15 protein-coding genes are annotated in these 14367 nt (G+C 72.6%); 6 read left to right on the top strand and 9 right to left on the bottom strand.

The window, feature by feature from the left end; genetic code table 11:
- Nucleotides 1-11: 11 nt before the first annotated feature.
- The 6 genes from BLW84_RS11080 to BLW84_RS11055 all read left to right on the top strand — a co-directional run bounded on the left by BLW84_RS11080 (nucleotide 12) and on the right by BLW84_RS11055 (nucleotide 4843).
- Nucleotides 12-368, top strand: coding sequence for a WXG100 family type VII secretion target (locus BLW84_RS11080; RefSeq protein WP_093264584.1), 357 nt, complete (start codon nucleotides 12-14; stop codon nucleotides 366-368).
- A 31-nt stretch (nucleotides 369-399) separates the two neighbouring features.
- Complete coding sequence (locus BLW84_RS11075; RefSeq protein ID WP_093264581.1) at nucleotides 400-729, top strand: hypothetical protein; 330 nt, start codon at nucleotides 400-402, stop codon at nucleotides 727-729.
- A gap of 294 nt (nucleotides 730-1023) precedes the next feature.
- On the top strand, nucleotides 1024-1383 hold the full coding sequence (locus BLW84_RS11070) for a hypothetical protein (protein WP_143060918.1): 360 nt from the start codon (nucleotides 1024-1026) through the stop codon (nucleotides 1381-1383).
- 5 nt (nucleotides 1384-1388) lie between these two features.
- Nucleotides 1389-2615 (top strand): WXG100 family type VII secretion target, encoded by a 1227-nt coding sequence (locus tag BLW84_RS11065; RefSeq protein WP_093264871.1) that lies wholly within the window; start codon nucleotides 1389-1391, stop codon nucleotides 2613-2615.
- 174 nt (nucleotides 2616-2789) lie between these two features.
- Nucleotides 2790-3557 carry a transglycosylase SLT domain-containing protein gene (locus BLW84_RS11060; protein ID WP_093264575.1) on the top strand — a complete coding sequence of 256 codons (768 nt, stop codon included), beginning with the start codon at nucleotides 2790-2792 and terminating at the stop codon, nucleotides 3555-3557.
- Between the two features lie 35 nt (nucleotides 3558-3592).
- Nucleotides 3593-4843 carry an alpha/beta hydrolase gene (locus BLW84_RS11055; RefSeq protein ID WP_093264572.1) on the top strand — a complete coding sequence of 417 codons (1251 nt, stop codon included), beginning with the start codon at nucleotides 3593-3595 and terminating at the stop codon, nucleotides 4841-4843.
- 142 nt (nucleotides 4844-4985) lie between these two features.
- Here BLW84_RS11055 and BLW84_RS11050 read toward each other — a convergent pair whose 3' ends face one another.
- From BLW84_RS11050 to BLW84_RS11005, 9 genes are all read right to left on the bottom strand, one after another.
- Nucleotides 4986-5360 carry a VOC family protein gene (locus tag BLW84_RS11050; RefSeq protein WP_093264570.1) on the bottom strand — a complete coding sequence of 125 codons (375 nt, stop codon included), beginning with the start codon at nucleotides 5358-5360 and terminating at the stop codon, nucleotides 4986-4988.
- Between the two features lie 614 nt (nucleotides 5361-5974).
- Nucleotides 5975-7150, bottom strand: coding sequence for a S8 family serine peptidase (locus BLW84_RS11040; protein WP_093264565.1), 1176 nt, complete (start codon nucleotides 7148-7150; stop codon nucleotides 5975-5977).
- Entirely contained in the window at nucleotides 7147-7806 is a 660-nt protein-coding gene (locus BLW84_RS11035; RefSeq protein ID WP_093264562.1) for a sensor histidine kinase, read from the bottom strand. Before BLW84_RS11035 ends, BLW84_RS11040 begins: the two co-directional genes overlap by 4 nt.
- Nucleotides 7807-7909: 103 nt before the next feature.
- Nucleotides 7910-8569, bottom strand: a complete 660-nt coding sequence (locus BLW84_RS11030; protein ID WP_245761070.1) for a response regulator transcription factor — start codon at nucleotides 8567-8569, stop codon at nucleotides 7910-7912.
- Nucleotides 8570-8665: 96 nt separating this feature from the next.
- The gene (locus tag BLW84_RS11025; protein WP_093264561.1) at nucleotides 8666-9214 is read right to left on the bottom strand and encodes a macro domain-containing protein; all 549 of its coding nucleotides are present in this window, start codon (nucleotides 9212-9214) and stop codon (nucleotides 8666-8668) included.
- A gap of 61 nt (nucleotides 9215-9275) precedes the next feature.
- On the bottom strand, nucleotides 9276-9914 hold the full coding sequence (locus BLW84_RS11020; protein WP_093264868.1) for a DNA-binding response regulator: 639 nt from the start codon (nucleotides 9912-9914) through the stop codon (nucleotides 9276-9278).
- 70 nt (nucleotides 9915-9984) lie between these two features.
- Nucleotides 9985-12222 carry a sensor histidine kinase gene (locus BLW84_RS11015; protein ID WP_093264559.1) on the bottom strand — a complete coding sequence of 746 codons (2238 nt, stop codon included), beginning with the start codon at nucleotides 12220-12222 and terminating at the stop codon, nucleotides 9985-9987.
- Entirely contained in the window at nucleotides 12222-13604 is a 1383-nt protein-coding gene (eccB, locus tag BLW84_RS11010) for a type VII secretion protein EccB (protein ID WP_093264557.1), read from the bottom strand. Before eccB ends, BLW84_RS11015 begins: the two co-directional genes overlap by 1 nt.
- A gap of 148 nt (nucleotides 13605-13752) precedes the next feature.
- A complete protein-coding gene (locus tag BLW84_RS11005) occupies nucleotides 13753-14301 on the bottom strand; it encodes a TetR/AcrR family transcriptional regulator (RefSeq protein ID WP_093264555.1) in 549 nt (182 codons plus the stop codon).
- Nucleotides 14302-14367: the final 66 nt, after the last annotated feature.

The raw sequence follows: 14367 nt of genomic DNA, 5'->3' as shown, positions 1-14367 counted from the left end.
AGGCGAGACACATGAGCACACCCCAGGGTGTCGTCGTCGACCGGGCGATCATGACCAAGGCGGCCGGCGACTTCGACGACACGGCTACGCGGATCCGCGAGATGATGGCCAAGCTCAACGCGGAGGTGGAGGGTCTGGTCGGCGCGACGCAGAACTTCAACGGCGCGGCCCGGCTGGCCTTCGACCAGAACAAGATGCTGCTCAACGACAAGATCCAGCGCGCGCAGCAGGCGTTGACGGTCATCGCGACGAAGTTCAACGAGGTCATGAACCAGCACGCGGGCTTCTCCGAGCAGCAGAGCACGCAGATCAACCAGACGACCGCGGCCGTGCACTCGGGCGGCATCATCGCCGGCCTCAACGGCTGACGCGCACGGACCAGTCCGGGAGGGAATAGACATGATCTACGCGGGTGGACCGTCGAGTGACACCGTCGCGATGAACTTCGGCGCGGTGGACAACGCGGGCGGCGCGCTGGTCCGGTACTCCGGCGCGATCGGCAACGCGCTCGGGGAGCTGGACACGGCGCTGGGCCCGGTGCGGGAGACGTGGTACCAGTCCGGCAGCCAGTCGGGTTCCGACGCGCGCATCGCCGAGGCCAACCTCCGCGGTGCGCTGGGCGAGATGACGCAGATCATCAACAACCTCGGCTCGCTGCTGAGTCGTTCGGCGATGGACGGCGCGGCCCTAGACTCGGCCCTGGCCGGCAAGTTCCAGCAGGGCGCATAGCGGGACGCTTCGAATGTGGTTTGCGTAGCGGTGCGAGTAGCGGAACCTCAGATGCCTTCTCGACTCCGGGATCCCCTCCAATACGCCACGCTGGGGCTGTCCTCGCGAGAAGGCATCTGAGAACCCGCGGCGGTGCGAGCTGAGTCCCGCACCGCAAGCGGCTACGCCGCTTGTAGAACAGCTTTCGGGCGGGCAGGGCCCCGCTCCGGGGTCGTGGGACAGGGGAGTGCGCGATCCCGGAGCGGGGCGACGTCGGCAGTGCGCGGTCGCATCGATGTGCGGAAAGGGATGTCCATGTCCAGCAACGAGTCGTTCGCGGTCCACCTGCAGTCGCTGGTGGAGTTCGCCGGTGAACTCGCCACCCAGCTGTCCGGGATGGACCGGCCGGCCGGGCAGCTCGACTCGCTCACCGAGCGCGAGCTGCGGCTCGGCGAGTTCGGCGAGGCGCATTCGCTGTGGGAGAACCACTTCCTGGCGATGGCGGAGATGCGCAGCCTGGTGAGCCGTGCCCGGGAGGCGATCGACTTCGCCGAGAAGATAACCGGAACCGTGCTCTCCGCGTACGAGCAGCACGACGACCAGGTCACCGCGTCGCTGTCCGCGCTCGGCGCGGCCGTGCAGTCGGTCGGCCTGCCCGGCGTGGGGAAGGCGTGAGCGAGATGCGGGAACCGACGAACTTCTCCGCCTACAGCCACGGGCAGCTCTACGCGATGCTGCAACGCGGCGACGACTCATCGGTGCGTCCGGCCGCGGATTCCTGGGACAGCGTCGGAGCCGCGCTGCACGAGCAGGCCGGAAACCTGGAGGCCAAGCTCGCGAAGTTCCAGGACCAGTGGCGGGGCGGCGCCTCCGAGCAGTACCGGGTGATGATCAACGACCTCTCCGGCGGGCTCCGCCGGATCGGCGACGCGGCGTTCGCCATCCGCGACCGGGTGCACGACTCGGCCGACGCGCTGGCCAAGGCCCGCGCCGAGATGCCGCCCGCGGTCGAGGTCGCGGACCTGCCCGCGGAGACCGCGCGGCTGGCCACCACTCCGCTGGAGGTCGATCAGTCGGCCTCGCCGGCGGCCGTGGCCCAGCTGCGCCAGCGGCAGGCCGATGCGGCGAAGGCGGTGCAGGAACACCAACAGGCGACGGCGGCCGCGGATGCCGCGCACGCCAAGGCGATCACCGTGATGACCGAGCTCGGCGGCAAGTACCGCGCGGCGGACCAGGGGATGCCGCTGGCGGATCAGACCGAGGTGCCGGACGCGCCGGTGCCCGGTGACGGCGCCGGGGAGGGCGGCGGCACCGGTAGCCACGACGGATCCGGCGGTGGGACAGGGGAACCCGAGCCGGGGCAGGAGCAGCCCGAGCCGGAGCCCGGCGCGGAGCCGCGCACGCCGCTGTTCGGCAACATGTTCACCGCCGGGCTGGCCGCGGCGTCGGCTGCCGGGATGGGACGGCTCGGCGGCTTCCGGCCGCCGAAGGTCCCGGAGTGGGGGAAGCCGAAAGACCCCGCGGACAAGGAGAAGGACGAAGCCAAGCCGGTCGGCATGCCGCGCGGCGGGATGCCCGGACTCGGCGGCGGGGCATCGCTCGGCGGCGGAGCGGCCGTGCCCGCCCCGACGGCGGCGGCCGGGCTGAGCGGCCTCGCTGCGGCGCCGAACGCGATGGGAGCCGCGGGGGTGCTGGGTGCCGCGGCGGGAGCGGTCAACGCGGCGGGTAGCGGCGCCGGCGGCATGCCGATGATGCCGATGATGCCGTTCGCGCCAGGAGGACAGGACATGTCCGGAGCGCGCCGCATCCCGCCGTGGCTGGTGGAGACCGAGGAGGTCTGGGGCGAGTCCTCGGTCATCACCCCCTCCGTTCTCGGCGCCGAACCACCCGACCAGCGCTCGTTCTGACGGAGGTTCTTCAAAAGGCTTGCGGCTGGCGGAATCTCAGACGCCGTCCGGACTGCGGGATTCCTGGTCGGTACGCGGCTTCGGGTTCTCAGCGGCCCCTGCGAACCCGAAGCCGAGCCCTCAGCGCATGCGGCTGCCGCCGCATCCCGGAAGGACCCGCAAGAGGAGAGGAATATGCCAACGCTCACCGACCAGCAGATCGCGGAGCACGCCGCGAACGCCGGCTTCACCGGCGAGGACCTGCGGATCGCGGTCGCCGTCGCGCTCGCGGAGTCGCGCGGGAACCCCGGGGCGATCGGCGACGTGTCCCTGCAGAACGAGGTGTACGGCCCGTCGGTCGGGCTCTGGCAGATCCGGTCGGTGAATCCCGGTCATGGCAACGCCTTCGACCAGCGGCACCGGAATGAGGCGGCGAACGCCGACCCGGCGACGAACGCGCGCAACGCCTACGCGATCCAGCAGGCGCACGGGTGGGACCAGTGGTCGACCTACACCGGCGGCCAGTACCGGGAGTTCCTCGGCCGGGCGCGGGACGCGGTCCGGCAGGGCCGCGCGCAGAACTCGGCGAGCAGCGGCGCGTCCGCCAGCAACCCGGGCGGTTTCCGCGCCGAGGTCCCGAAGTTCTTCGACGCGGTGGCGAAACTGGTCGAGGGGACCAGGAATCCGCTGCTGAACACCTCGCAGGCGCTGAGGCACGGCGCCGCGTCGCAGAACGCCTTCGGCCGGGTGCAGGCATCGGCCGCGGCGGCGGGCGCGCACCGGTCGAACATCACCAGCAGCTGCGAGGCCACCAGCAAGGCCCTGGACCGCGACCAGAAGTTCCGCGACGACCTCGATTGGGCGGCGCGGATGATCCGGCAGCACGACGAGCGCGCCACCCGCGCGCAGCAGGCGCAGCGCGCCCTGCTCGACGACATCACCCCGCCGACCCTCGCGACCTGAGCGGTCGTCCGGATTTCCCGTGAGGAGCCAGCAGAATGGACCGTTCCGAGCAGACCTCGGCGGCGCGGTTCGCGGTGAACCACGCCGCGCTCGACACCGCTGCGCAGGCGTTGCCCGACCAAGTGGCGGTGCTCGGTGAAGCCCGCCGCAACCTCACCGCGCGCACGCTGGTGACGTCCGCGTTCGCGAACGTGTCCGGCTCGCAGGCGGCCCAGACCGGCCATTCCGGCAACATCCAGCTGAACGAGCGCAGCCTGCAAGCGGCGTCCAGCAGGCTGACCGGGATCATCGACGGGATCGCGGCGTCGAACGTCGCGGTGCGCCGCTGGGACGCCGAGCAGGCCGCCAAGATCCGGCGGCTAAACCCGGACCTGGTCGTCCCGGTACTGGCCGACGGCCCGTCCGGTGGCTCGGTCGCCGACCTGAACGCCGCCAACCGGGCCCAGATCGAGGCCGCGCGGGCGGTGGCCGGCGCGGAGCTGAAGGAGCTGGAGGCCCAGCCGGGCCCGGGGGACCGAGAGCCGGAGCTCCGGCACCTCCGGGAGAAGATCGCGGCGTACGACGAGATCCTCAACAGCAACACGCAGATCATCCAGTTCGACCCGGCGGGTGACGGGCGGATCGTGGGGCTGATCGGCCGGCTCGACTCCGACACCCGGTCGGTGGCCGTCCTGGTGCCCGGCATGAACACCGGGCTGGAGGACTTCCCGCGCTACGCGGACCGGGTGGGCAGCTACGCCGGCGCCGACCCGACCGGCCGGACGGCGTCGGTGCTGTGGATGAACGGAGACTTCCCGCAGGGCCTGCCCGAGGCGAGCTCCGCGGGCCCGTCGCGGGAGATGGCGCCGCGGCTGGCGGAGTTCGTCAACGACGAACTGCGCCCCAGGCTGGGGGAGGGCGCCCAGGTCACCGTGATCGGGCACAGCTACGGCGGGGCGATCGTCGGCCTGGCCGACGCGGCGGGCATGCGCGCGGACAACGTGGTCCACGTGGCCTCGGCGGGGATGGGCGAGGGCGTGACGGAGCTGACCAACCCGTACCCGACGGCCCGGTACTCGGTCACGCTGGAGCACGATCCGATCCAGTGGGCGCAGGGCCACGTCCACGGGCCCGACCCGGACGACTTCCCCGGTGTGACGCCGCTGCCGTCCAGCCACGACTCGGACGGCTGGTTCGTCCCGGACGTGTCCTCGCACAGCAGCGTCCTGGACCCGGGCTCCCCGTCCTGGCGCGACATCAACGACGTCGTCCACGGCACCATCAGGGAACGGCAGTCCGCGCTGTGACCAACTGACCACTGTGGACGAACCCTGGATCCCGGCCGCTGAGCGTAAAACCCCCGTCGCTCAGCGGCCGTTCCACGTCCCGTCGCGCCCCGGTCGTGAGCGGCGGTGGTCGTTCGAGCGGCCACCGCCGCGCACGACCCCGCTACGCCTCCGCCCAGACGCCGAGTTCGTTCCCGCTCGGGTCGGTGAAGTGGAACCGGCGCCCGCCGGGGAACTCGTACGGCCCGTTCACCACCCGGCCGCCGGCCTCCTGCACGGCCGCCGCGGACCGGTCCAGGTCGGCCGAGTAGAGCAGCACCAGCGGCCCGCCCGTCCGGACCTCCTGGTCGGTGCGCAGGCCGCCGACCTCGGGTGCGGATTCGTCCTGCGAGGCCCGGATGCCGGCGTAAGCCGGGCCGTAGTCGTTGAACCGCCAGCCGAACGCTTCGGCGTAGAAGCGCTTGGCGGCTTCGAGATCGGTGACCGCGAGCTCCACGTAGTCGATGGCGTGGTGCCGGTGCGGGGATGACTGGGACATGCCCCGCATTGTGCCCCCGGGCAACGACATCGCCCCTCAAGCCCAGCCGTGGGTGAGTGAGAGGGCGGCGTGGGGAGCTCCTCGGCGGGTGGCTGCCTGCAGGGGCAGCGGCTCCGGGCCTGCCAGGCGAAGGACCCTACCGCGCGACCGTCGCAACGCATAACGTGAAGCCCGTACGAGCAGGGGAGCGGCGCGCTGTGAACGGGACAGTCATCCGCTGGAGGACTGGGCACGAACTTCTGATGCGGATCGAGCGGACGCCCAAGGACACCTGGCGGGTCACTTTCCGCGTGCAGGGGCGATCCGAGGTGACTGTTGCGTACGACTCGGAGAGGGAGCTGCGCCGCGACCTCGCAGCCTTGCTCGACGGGACCCTGGAACCGCCGTTTCACGGGTGGCCCATACCTCGCGAAGAGTCAGACCAAGACCAAGACCAAGACCAAGACCAAGACCAAGACCGGTGAGCAGGTGCTCGGTCGACGGCCGGCTCGATCGCGAACCCCTGGAGCGCTTGCGACCCTCGGAGCCGTAGGGCGACGAATGGCTCTTCGCCCACGCAACCCGGCCCTGTGAACAGCGAAAACACTGATCCGGTCGGTTCCAGGAGGTTCAGCTCAGGAGCTGCGGTCGCGGGATCGGGAGCCCGGGCGCCAGCCTCGGGCCTTGCCGAGCCGGACAGTCGTTCGAGCGACGACGGCGAGCGCGGCGGCCGCGACGCCCAGCAGCGCGAGCCAGCCCGGTAGCGGTGCGTGGTCGGGCAGCGGTGCCGGGCCCGCGGCCGGACGCACGGTCGCCACCGGAGGCGCCGGGGCGTCCGGGAGCCGAAGCGCGGAAGGATCGTCGGGCAGCTCCGCGGCCACGGCGGCCCCGACGTTCAGCACGCCCCACCCCAGCCGGGGGTCGTGCCCGTTCGGCGGGTGGCTGGCAGTGCGGGCGAGCCGCTCGGCGACCTGCTCGGCGCTCAGCTCCGGCCGGTAGGAGCGCACCAGCACCGCCGCGCCCGCGACGTACGCCGCCGAGAACGCCGGGCCATCCACGCCCCAGCGGTGCCCGAGGCCGCCGCGAGCACCGGCCGAGAGGCCGGTCAGGTCCGCGCCTGGGGCGGCGATCGAGAGGTGCGGACCCGATTCGTCCTGCACCGCCGCGCCGGACGGGTCGAGCGCGCCGACCGCCACGACGCCGGGCAGGCCGGTCGGGTAGGACCGCGTTCCGGGCTTGTCGCCCACCGCCGGCGACACGACCAGCGCGTTGCCGGTCAAGGCATCCCGCACCGCGTCCTCCAGCGCCGGGCTCGTGCGCGGCGCTGGCACGGCGACCAGGATCACCGTGGCGCCCGCGTCGGTGGCCCGCCGGATCGCGCCGGCCAGCGCGTCCGGATCGGGATCGCCGCCGCCGGAGCGGGTTTCGGTGTACCGGATCCCGAGCAGGCGGGCGCCCGGCGCCATGCCCGCGAAAGCCGTCGCCGGGTCGGGCCGCGCCCCGACGATGCCCGCGGCGAAGGTGCCGCGCCCGTCGCAGTCCCCGAGGTCGGAGCCCGGCACCACCTGCCCCGGCCCGAACTGGTCGTTGGCCGCGTCGATCCCGGTGCCGACGACCGCGAGCAGCTGCCCGGTTCCGTCGGCGACCGGCCAGGTCCCCGATGCGTCGGTGAGCCGCTGCGCCCACCCCATCGCCTCCCGGTACACGCCGGCGGGAGCGGCGCACTGCGCGGAGGCGGGAGGCACGCCGATGAGCAGGCCGGCCCCGAGCGCCGCGCAGGCCGCCGCGGCCAGCGGTGCCCGGCGCGTCATGACTGCGGAACCCACAGCGTGACCCGGGTTCCCCAGCCGGGGCGGGATTCGACGCGGGCGGAGCCGCCGACCTCCGCCATCCTGGCCGAAATCGACTCCCTGATGCCGAATCCGGCGTCCCTGCCCGCCATGTCGAAGCCGCTCCCGTGATCGCGGACGACCACCGCGATCCCGCGGTCGCGCTCCTCGACGCGCACGACGGCGCGATCGGTTCCGCTGTGCTTCTGCGTGTTCCGCAGCGCTTCCCGGACGGCGTCGCGCATCGCGGTGCGCCGATGGGCCGGGAGCGTGTCGTCCACGTCCTCCCGGATCAGTTCGGCGTGCAGCCGGTGGCGCGCCAGATCCGCCGCCAGCGCAACCAGATCGGGTTCGAGCCGCGCGCGCCCCGCCTCGGTGCGGGCCATCATGTCCCGCCGCACCAACGCCGCCTGCTCCTTGGCGGCCTGACGAAGCTCGGCGAGCCTGGCCGGCGCGGCGGCCGCATCCGACGGGGCGGCCAGCGCGATCGCTTCCAGCGTCGGCAGGACGGTGTCGTGCAGGTACCGGTTCACGACGACCCGCTCGCGCCTTCGCCCGCGCCGGTACCCGGCGTGGTGCGCGAGCCGGACGCTGACGGCCAGCATCGCCATCAAGCAGATCGTGGACGCGAGGATCATCACGCGCTTCTCCCGACGTCAGGCCTGTTTCCAGGCTCACCTTGCGTGGCGGCGCGGCCGCGCCGCTTCGAAGTTGCCGCGCCACCACGTTCCGAACGAGTTCTCAGGCCGGCATCCGGTCGGGCGCCGGGCAGGTGACGAAGCCGTTCTCGATCGCGTAGGCGGTGAGCGCGGGACGCCGCCGCAGTCCCGTCTTGTCCCTGATCCGGTCCAAGTAGGACCGGACCGTGCGGATGCTGATGCGCAGGCCCATCGCGATGTCCTGGTCCCGTTCGCCGGCGGCGAGCCTGCTCAGCACCTCGGCCTCGCGGTGCGAGAGCTCGATGCGCGCGCCGGCGTTGTGCTCCCGCGAGGTGTCCAGCACGACCGCCGCCAGCTTCGGGGCGACGTGGTTGCGCCCGGCCGCGATCTCCCGGATCGCCGCCAGGATCTCCTCGCCCTCGGCGTCCTTGCAGAGGAAGCCCCGGGCCCCGGCCAGCATCGCACCGACCACCTCGGTGCGGTCGGCCATCGCCGAGACGACCAGCACCGGGTGGCCGCGGCGCACGAGCTCCATCACGGCCGCCGCGCCCCGCACCCCGGGCAGCCCGAGGTCGAGCACGACGATGCTCCCGGCGCACCGGCTGCGGGCCGCGAACTGCGCGACCGATTCGGCGACCGCGTCCACTTCGACGTCCGGTGCGTCGGCGAGCATCCGGGCCACCGCCGCGCGGTACAGCGGGTGGTCCTCCACCACCCCGACTCGAATCCGCTTGGTCTCCACCGATTCCTCCCGATTCGATCTCCGCGGAGGACGTTAGCGAGGTCCGCTCGCGCGCGGTGGGGGCCGTTCGTACCCCATTTCCGGGCAGCCCGTCCGTCAGCGGTTCCTGGCTGCCGGGCGTCTGCGTGTCGGTCGCCCCGGATGGTCGTCGCGGTCGGCTCGTGCTCGTGGCAGGTCGTAGACGGTGACGGGGATGCCGTGGCCGGTGAGCTCGCCCGTGATGAGCGGTTCGATGCGGTCCCAGCGGGCTCCGGCCAGGCCGGTGCCGATGCGGGGCAGGTGGACGCTCGCGGCGAGGCGCGCGGCGTGCGCGGCGAGGTGTCGCAGGCATTGGCGCACCGCGTCGTAGCGGATGGGAGGGCCGGAGCTGCGGCTGGTGCTGATGCCGTGCTGGCCGACCATGTTGGCGATCCAGGTGTCGGGTGCGACCTGGACGAGTTGGGTCGCCCCGAGCTCGAAGTCGTTGGAAGCCCGGTCGTGGTGCCAGCGGCGGTAGGCGGCTTCGGGCTCCGGCCAGCGCCGGGAGATCGCCAGGACGAATCCCCTGCCCCATCCGCCGCGGTCGTTGCAGATGTGGGCGATGACCTTGGGGCCCTCGGCGCGGGGGTTGGTCGTGTCGCCGGTCAGGTAGTGGATGTCCGTCACGATCGGGGAAGGTATCCGGGCATGCCGACAGGAACGGCCCGCTGACGAGCGCCACGAGCGATCAGAGTTCGTCGGCGCGCACCAGGCCGTCCTGGATCGCGCGGGCGACCAGCGCGGCCTTGGTCGGGGCCTCCCGGCCGACGTTGGCGTACTTGATGCGCACCCGCTCCAGGCAGGAGTTGACCCGGTGCACCGTCAGGTTGAGCCGCCGCGCCACCATTTCCTTCGACTCGCAGTGGAACCACTCCAGCAGCACCTCGGTCTCCCGGGGCGACAGCCGGGGCCGGTTCGGCCGGTCGTCGGTGCCGAACGCGCCGGACAGCGACGGCGGCAGGTACGGCGTGTTGGTCGCCGCGGCCTGCACTGCGGCGACCAGGTGGTCCTCGCCCTCCGCCTTCGTCAGGTACGTGAAGGCGCCGATGTCCAGGCAGGTCAACACGGTTTCCCGGTCGGCCCGCATGCTGTAGATCACCACCGGGCGGCCGGCGTCCACCAGCCGCTTGAGGTCGCCGTAGGCGGGGCCGGTGATGTCCAGCTGCAGGTCGAAGATCACCACGTCGGCGGTGGCACCGGGATCCAGCCACGCGACCGACACCGCCGGGCCCGAATCGAGCACCTTGATCGGCGGGTCGGCCAACGAGCACCAGGCCCGCACACCGGCGACCACCGCAGGATGATCGTCTACCACCACGACCGTGATCAACTTCGACCTCCGCTGCGCAATGTCGTGTCGTTCTTGGGAATCCCGCCCCGGCGGGCGGGGGAGGACGTCATGTCGGGCGGCTCCACTTCGCCTCGACCCAGATCCGGCCGCCGTCCACCACGGTCGAGGTGACCACGTCGCCGTCGGACCGGGGTTCGGCGAGCACTGGCTCGACGGCGGCGGCCACCAGGCTGACCGTGACGGTGTCGCCGGAGCCGGCCACCGTCACCCGCACCGTGCCGGTGGCGGTGGCCAGTGCGGTGACCGCGGGCTCGGTGAGCCTGCGCCGCACCTCCCGGGGAATCGCCGGGCGCTTGCCGTACTCGGCGAAGCGCACCGAAACCCCTTGCCGCTCGGCCAGTTCTATGCAGGCCCGGAGCTCGTGCAGCAGCGGGTCCGGGGTGGAGGCGTCCTCGGCGAACAGGCGGCGCATCTTCGCCGCCTCCACCGAGCACCTCCGGCGGACCGACACGTCGCCGGGGTCGAGGGCGCCCGAGCCCAGGCCGTCGAGCAGCGGGACGGTCGTGCCTTCCAGGTCGGCGTAGCGGTTCTTGCGGTCCTGGTGCAGCTGCCGCGCCACTTCCTCGGCGGTCCGCAGCTGCTCCTCCTCCCTGGCAGCCCGGGCCGAGGACACCGCGAGCCCGCGCAGCACCGCGGCGATCAAACCGACCGCGGTCTGGTAGCTGAGGATCAGCACGGTCGCGTTCACCGCGTCGGAGAACGAGATCGCGGCGTTCCCGGCGAACCCGACCTGCGCGAAGGTCATCACGTAGTGGGCGATGAGCGTCAGGGCGAAGGTCGGGACGCGGCAGTCGAGCAGGAGCAGCGCCACCGTCCAACCGGCGTCCCCTTCGGACCAGTGCGCGAAGCCGAGCAGGTGCTCGGGCTGCACCGACGCGGTCCCGGCGGCGGACAACGCGAACACCAGCGCCAGCAACGGCCAGCGCCACCGGCCGATCGGCCGCTGCCGACGCAGGCTGACCAGCACGATCAGGGTCACCGCGAGGAACCCGGCGAAGGCGAGGAACTGGGTGGGCGTGGAGCGGTAGCCGTCCAGGTTCGCCAGCAGCTTCGGCAGGTCGAGCAGGCACAGGATGACGAGGTTCATCACCACCACGGCCCACTGCATGCCCTGCAGGAACTTCGTGGCGATGATCTCGGCGTCGCCCCCGGCGTCCTCCGCCGCCCCGAGCGGGCACGTCATCCGCACCCGGGTTCCGCCGCCGGGGCTGCTGATCACCTCCGCGCTCCCGCCCGTCCGCCGCATCCGCTCCACGAGCGAGCCGGTCACGCCGTAGCGGTGGCCGGAGATCCGGTCCGGGTCGAAGCCGCGCCCGGCGTCCACGACCTCCACGACGACGCTGTCGCCGTGCGGCGCGACGGCCACGTCGGCGCGGTCGACCCCGGCGTGCCGGACGACGTTGGTCAGCGCTTCCCGCGTGCCGTGGCAGAGGGCGACCGCTTCCACCGAGGGCACCACCAGCTCGTCGGGCGCGGTCAGCCGGACCCGCAGCGGCGTCCTGGTGATGGTTTCCCGCAGCATGCCGACGAGATCGGCCTCGCCGCCGGACACCTCGGACCGGCCGCGGATCACCTCCAGGTCCCGCTTCGCCTGCTCCGCGAGCCAGGTCTGTCGCTCGGCCACCACCCCGGCGCCGACCATCAGCAGCGTGGCCGACGCGGTGTCGTGCAGGGCCGCGAGGTGTTCGCGCTCGTCGGTGCGCCGCGCCTCGGCGACCGCCGCCCGCCGGCGCAGCCGCTCGCCGCGGGCGACGATCTGGTCGGCGGTCCGGGCGCCGCGGCGGACCAGCAGGTAGAGGCCCCAGGACAGGCCGGCTTCCATGAACATCCACAGGTGGATCGGCGCGGCCGTCATCCAGTGCTCGGGCAGCGAGAGCGCCGTCCCGGCCAGGTGCGCGGCGGTGATCGCGGCGGTCGCCGCGCCCAGCGCGCCCGCGCCGAGCTGCCAGGGATAGGCGACCACGGTGATCGCCGCGGCGACCCGGACCCAGCTGGTGCCCTCGGGGCTGGGCGCGGTGGGCGTCGTCCAGACCTGGGTGAGGCAGATCGCGCACATCACCAGCACGTCGACGGCGACCGGCCAGCGCGCGGCAGAGCGGGACATCCGGGCGGCGTACCACGCGTTCCACGCGTTGAGCGCCAGGACGATGAAGATGGCCCAGCCGGGTTTCCGCTCGTTCTCCAGCACCAGCGAGGCCCCGCTCGCCACGGCGATCACGACGAAGCGCAGCCACACGGCGTAGCGGAGTCCCAGCCGGACGAGCCCGCGTTCCGCCGATCCCATCAGCCCGGGAACACCTGCCCGGCCAATGCCGGATCGAGCACGGCGCCGGTCGGGAACAGCGCGAGCACCGACGCGGGCACGCCGCGCGTCGGCCGGCTTCCGTAACCGAGCGCGGAAATCGCCTCGTCGCCCGGGATCGGGTACTTCATGCCCGCATCGGTGATCAGGTACACCGCCCCGGCGGGCACGCCCGGGGCCGGTTCCTCGGCGACGACCGCGCCGGACCCGCCGGGCACGTACACCTCCGCGGCGGTGTCCGCGGTGGGCGCTGTCACCGGCACGACTTTTTCCCCGCCCCGCAAGGGAAGCGCCTGGCCGACCGTGACCCGCTCGCCGGTGGCGCACACCGTCGGCGCCCGGCCGGGCTTGACGGGCTCCGGCCGCCGGTCGGGGTAGCCGTCCTGGCGTTCCGGCGATCGCGGCACGCCGCCGATGTCGGCGGTGGCGACCTCCACCCGGTGCGGGCGCTCGCCGGGGTAGGCGGCGGTGTTCTCCGGCGCGCCGAGCAGCAGGTCCGCCTCGGTCTCGGTGATGACGGCCAGGCCGTCGCGCCGCACCAGGTAGTACTCGCCGACCTCGGACACCAGCACCTGCCCGACCGGGCGGGTCTCGGCGCCGACCCGGATGCCGGGCTTGCCCGCGTCCGGCACGGCGATGGTGGCCAGATCCCGGCCAGCCGGAAGGGTGTTCAGCCACGCGGGCGCCACCGGGACCTCCTCGGCCGCCGCGTAGCCGAGCGCGACGACGGCGCGCTCACCGCCCAGCCGGTACCGGTGCCCGCCGGTCACCAGGAAGCGCTCGCCGGAGGGCAGGCTGGCCAGCAACGCCTGCCCATCGCGGAGTTCCGCGCCCGCGCCGCTCGGTCCTAACAGGACGGTGGTGATCGGGGCCTCGCCGCTGGGCCGGTCGGGCGCGACGCGGGTGCACGCGGTCCAGGAGCCGGTCAGCAGGCGATCGCCGCCCGGCAACGAATCAGGCGCGCCCGCGATGCCGACCGCGCCGCCGCGGGGCGCGCCGGTCAGCGCTTTCGCGGACACCGTCACGGTTTTGCCGCCGTCGCCGCCCGCGAGCAGCCGCGCCGAGGCGTAGTTGAGCGCCGGGTGCAGCAGGCCGTCCTGCCCGAGGACGAACCGTGTTCCGGTCTCCTTCTCGATGATCACCTGGCCGCCCTGGCGCCACGCCTCCGCGCGCGTCGGGGCGAGCAGGCCGATGACGCCGAACACGGCACCCACCAGGAGCGCGACCGCCAGGCCGAGCGCCGTGCCGAGGACGACCCGCTTGGCGGGCGCGACCGGATGGTTGGCGTCGGCGGAGACGAGCGCGGATACCAGCCGTCGGCGGAGAAACCGGTATGCCTGGATCTGATCCCGCTGCGTCCACACCGTGCGACCCCCGCATGGAATTCCCGACGAGCCCAATTGGTCGAGGCGGATCTTACTCAGCGGTACGATCTTCTGTATACGAAATGGGTAACACTCGCCAAGTTCTGAGCGACATACCGAAAAGGCTTCTTCCCGGGAATGGCGGAGATCAGGCTCCGCGCGCCGCCGCGACCTGTTCGAAGATCCGGTCGAAGACCCGGCGCAGCAGGTCCGGGTCGGGGTGCGGCAGGCCGGACAGCGCGCTCAGGTAGAGGCCGTCGCCGACCAGGCGGACGGTCTCGGCCAGCACCGGGTCGCCGATGTAGTCGGTGAGCAGTTCGGACCAGCGGTTGAAGACCCTGGCCAGCACCTCGGTGCCGTCGTCGGTGAGACCTTCGCCGCTGCGCAGGGCCGCGATCACCGACCAGTAGAGCGCCGCCTCCTCGTCCGACGCGGGCAGCGAGGTCTGCAGGAAGTACCGGACGACGTCCACGCCTTCCCGGGTGGCCTGGACGAATTCGGCCTCGGCGTCCTCGTCGATCCGCCGCGTCAGCCCCTGGAACATCGCCTGCTTGGAGCGGAAGTGGTAGAGCAGGCCGCCCTTGGACACGCCCGCCTCGGCGGCGACCGATTCGAGGGTCACCGCCGCGGTGCCCTGGCGGATCAGGATCCGCTGGAGCGCGTCGAGGATGCGGTCTCGGGTGCTGGTGGCTGCCATGGGTGGCACTGTACCGTCCGGACGGTTACTATACCGTCCAGACGGTACAGTCGAAACGAGTAGAGA

It is taken from the genome of Saccharopolyspora shandongensis (genome assembly GCF_900106995.1).
GTDB lineage: Bacteria > Actinomycetota > Actinomycetes > Mycobacteriales > Pseudonocardiaceae > Saccharopolyspora > Saccharopolyspora shandongensis.
The sequence above is the reverse complement of the archived record's forward strand: the minus strand, read 5'-3'. Positions and strand labels throughout refer to the sequence as shown.

Excerpts from the sequence above, each read along its gene's own strand:
- BLW84_RS11080 (WP_093264584.1), top strand. The coding sequence starts at position 12 with ATGAGCACACCCCAGGGTGTCGTCGTCGACCGGGCGATCATGACCAAG.
- BLW84_RS11075 (WP_093264581.1), top strand. The coding sequence starts at position 400 with ATGATCTACGCGGGTGGACCGTCGAGTGACACCGTCGCGATGAACTTC.
- BLW84_RS11070 (WP_143060918.1), top strand. The coding sequence starts at position 1,024 with ATGTCCAGCAACGAGTCGTTCGCGGTCCACCTGCAGTCGCTGGTGGAG.
- BLW84_RS11065 (WP_093264871.1), top strand. The coding sequence starts at position 1,389 with ATGCGGGAACCGACGAACTTCTCCGCCTACAGCCACGGGCAGCTCTAC.
- BLW84_RS11060 (WP_093264575.1), top strand. The coding sequence starts at position 2,790 with ATGCCAACGCTCACCGACCAGCAGATCGCGGAGCACGCCGCGAACGCC.
- BLW84_RS11055 (WP_093264572.1), top strand. The coding sequence starts at position 3,593 with ATGGACCGTTCCGAGCAGACCTCGGCGGCGCGGTTCGCGGTGAACCAC.
- BLW84_RS11050 (WP_093264570.1), bottom strand. The coding sequence starts at position 5,360 with ATGTCCCAGTCATCCCCGCACCGGCACCACGCCATCGACTACGTGGAG.
- BLW84_RS11040 (WP_093264565.1), bottom strand. The coding sequence starts at position 7,150 with ATGACGCGCCGGGCACCGCTGGCCGCGGCGGCCTGCGCGGCGCTCGGG.
- BLW84_RS11035 (WP_093264562.1), bottom strand. The coding sequence starts at position 7,806 with ATGATCCTCGCGTCCACGATCTGCTTGATGGCGATGCTGGCCGTCAGC.
- BLW84_RS11015 (WP_093264559.1), bottom strand. The coding sequence starts at position 12,222 with ATGGGATCGGCGGAACGCGGGCTCGTCCGGCTGGGACTCCGCTACGCC.
- BLW84_RS11005 (WP_093264555.1), bottom strand. The coding sequence starts at position 14,301 with ATGGCAGCCACCAGCACCCGAGACCGCATCCTCGACGCGCTCCAGCGG.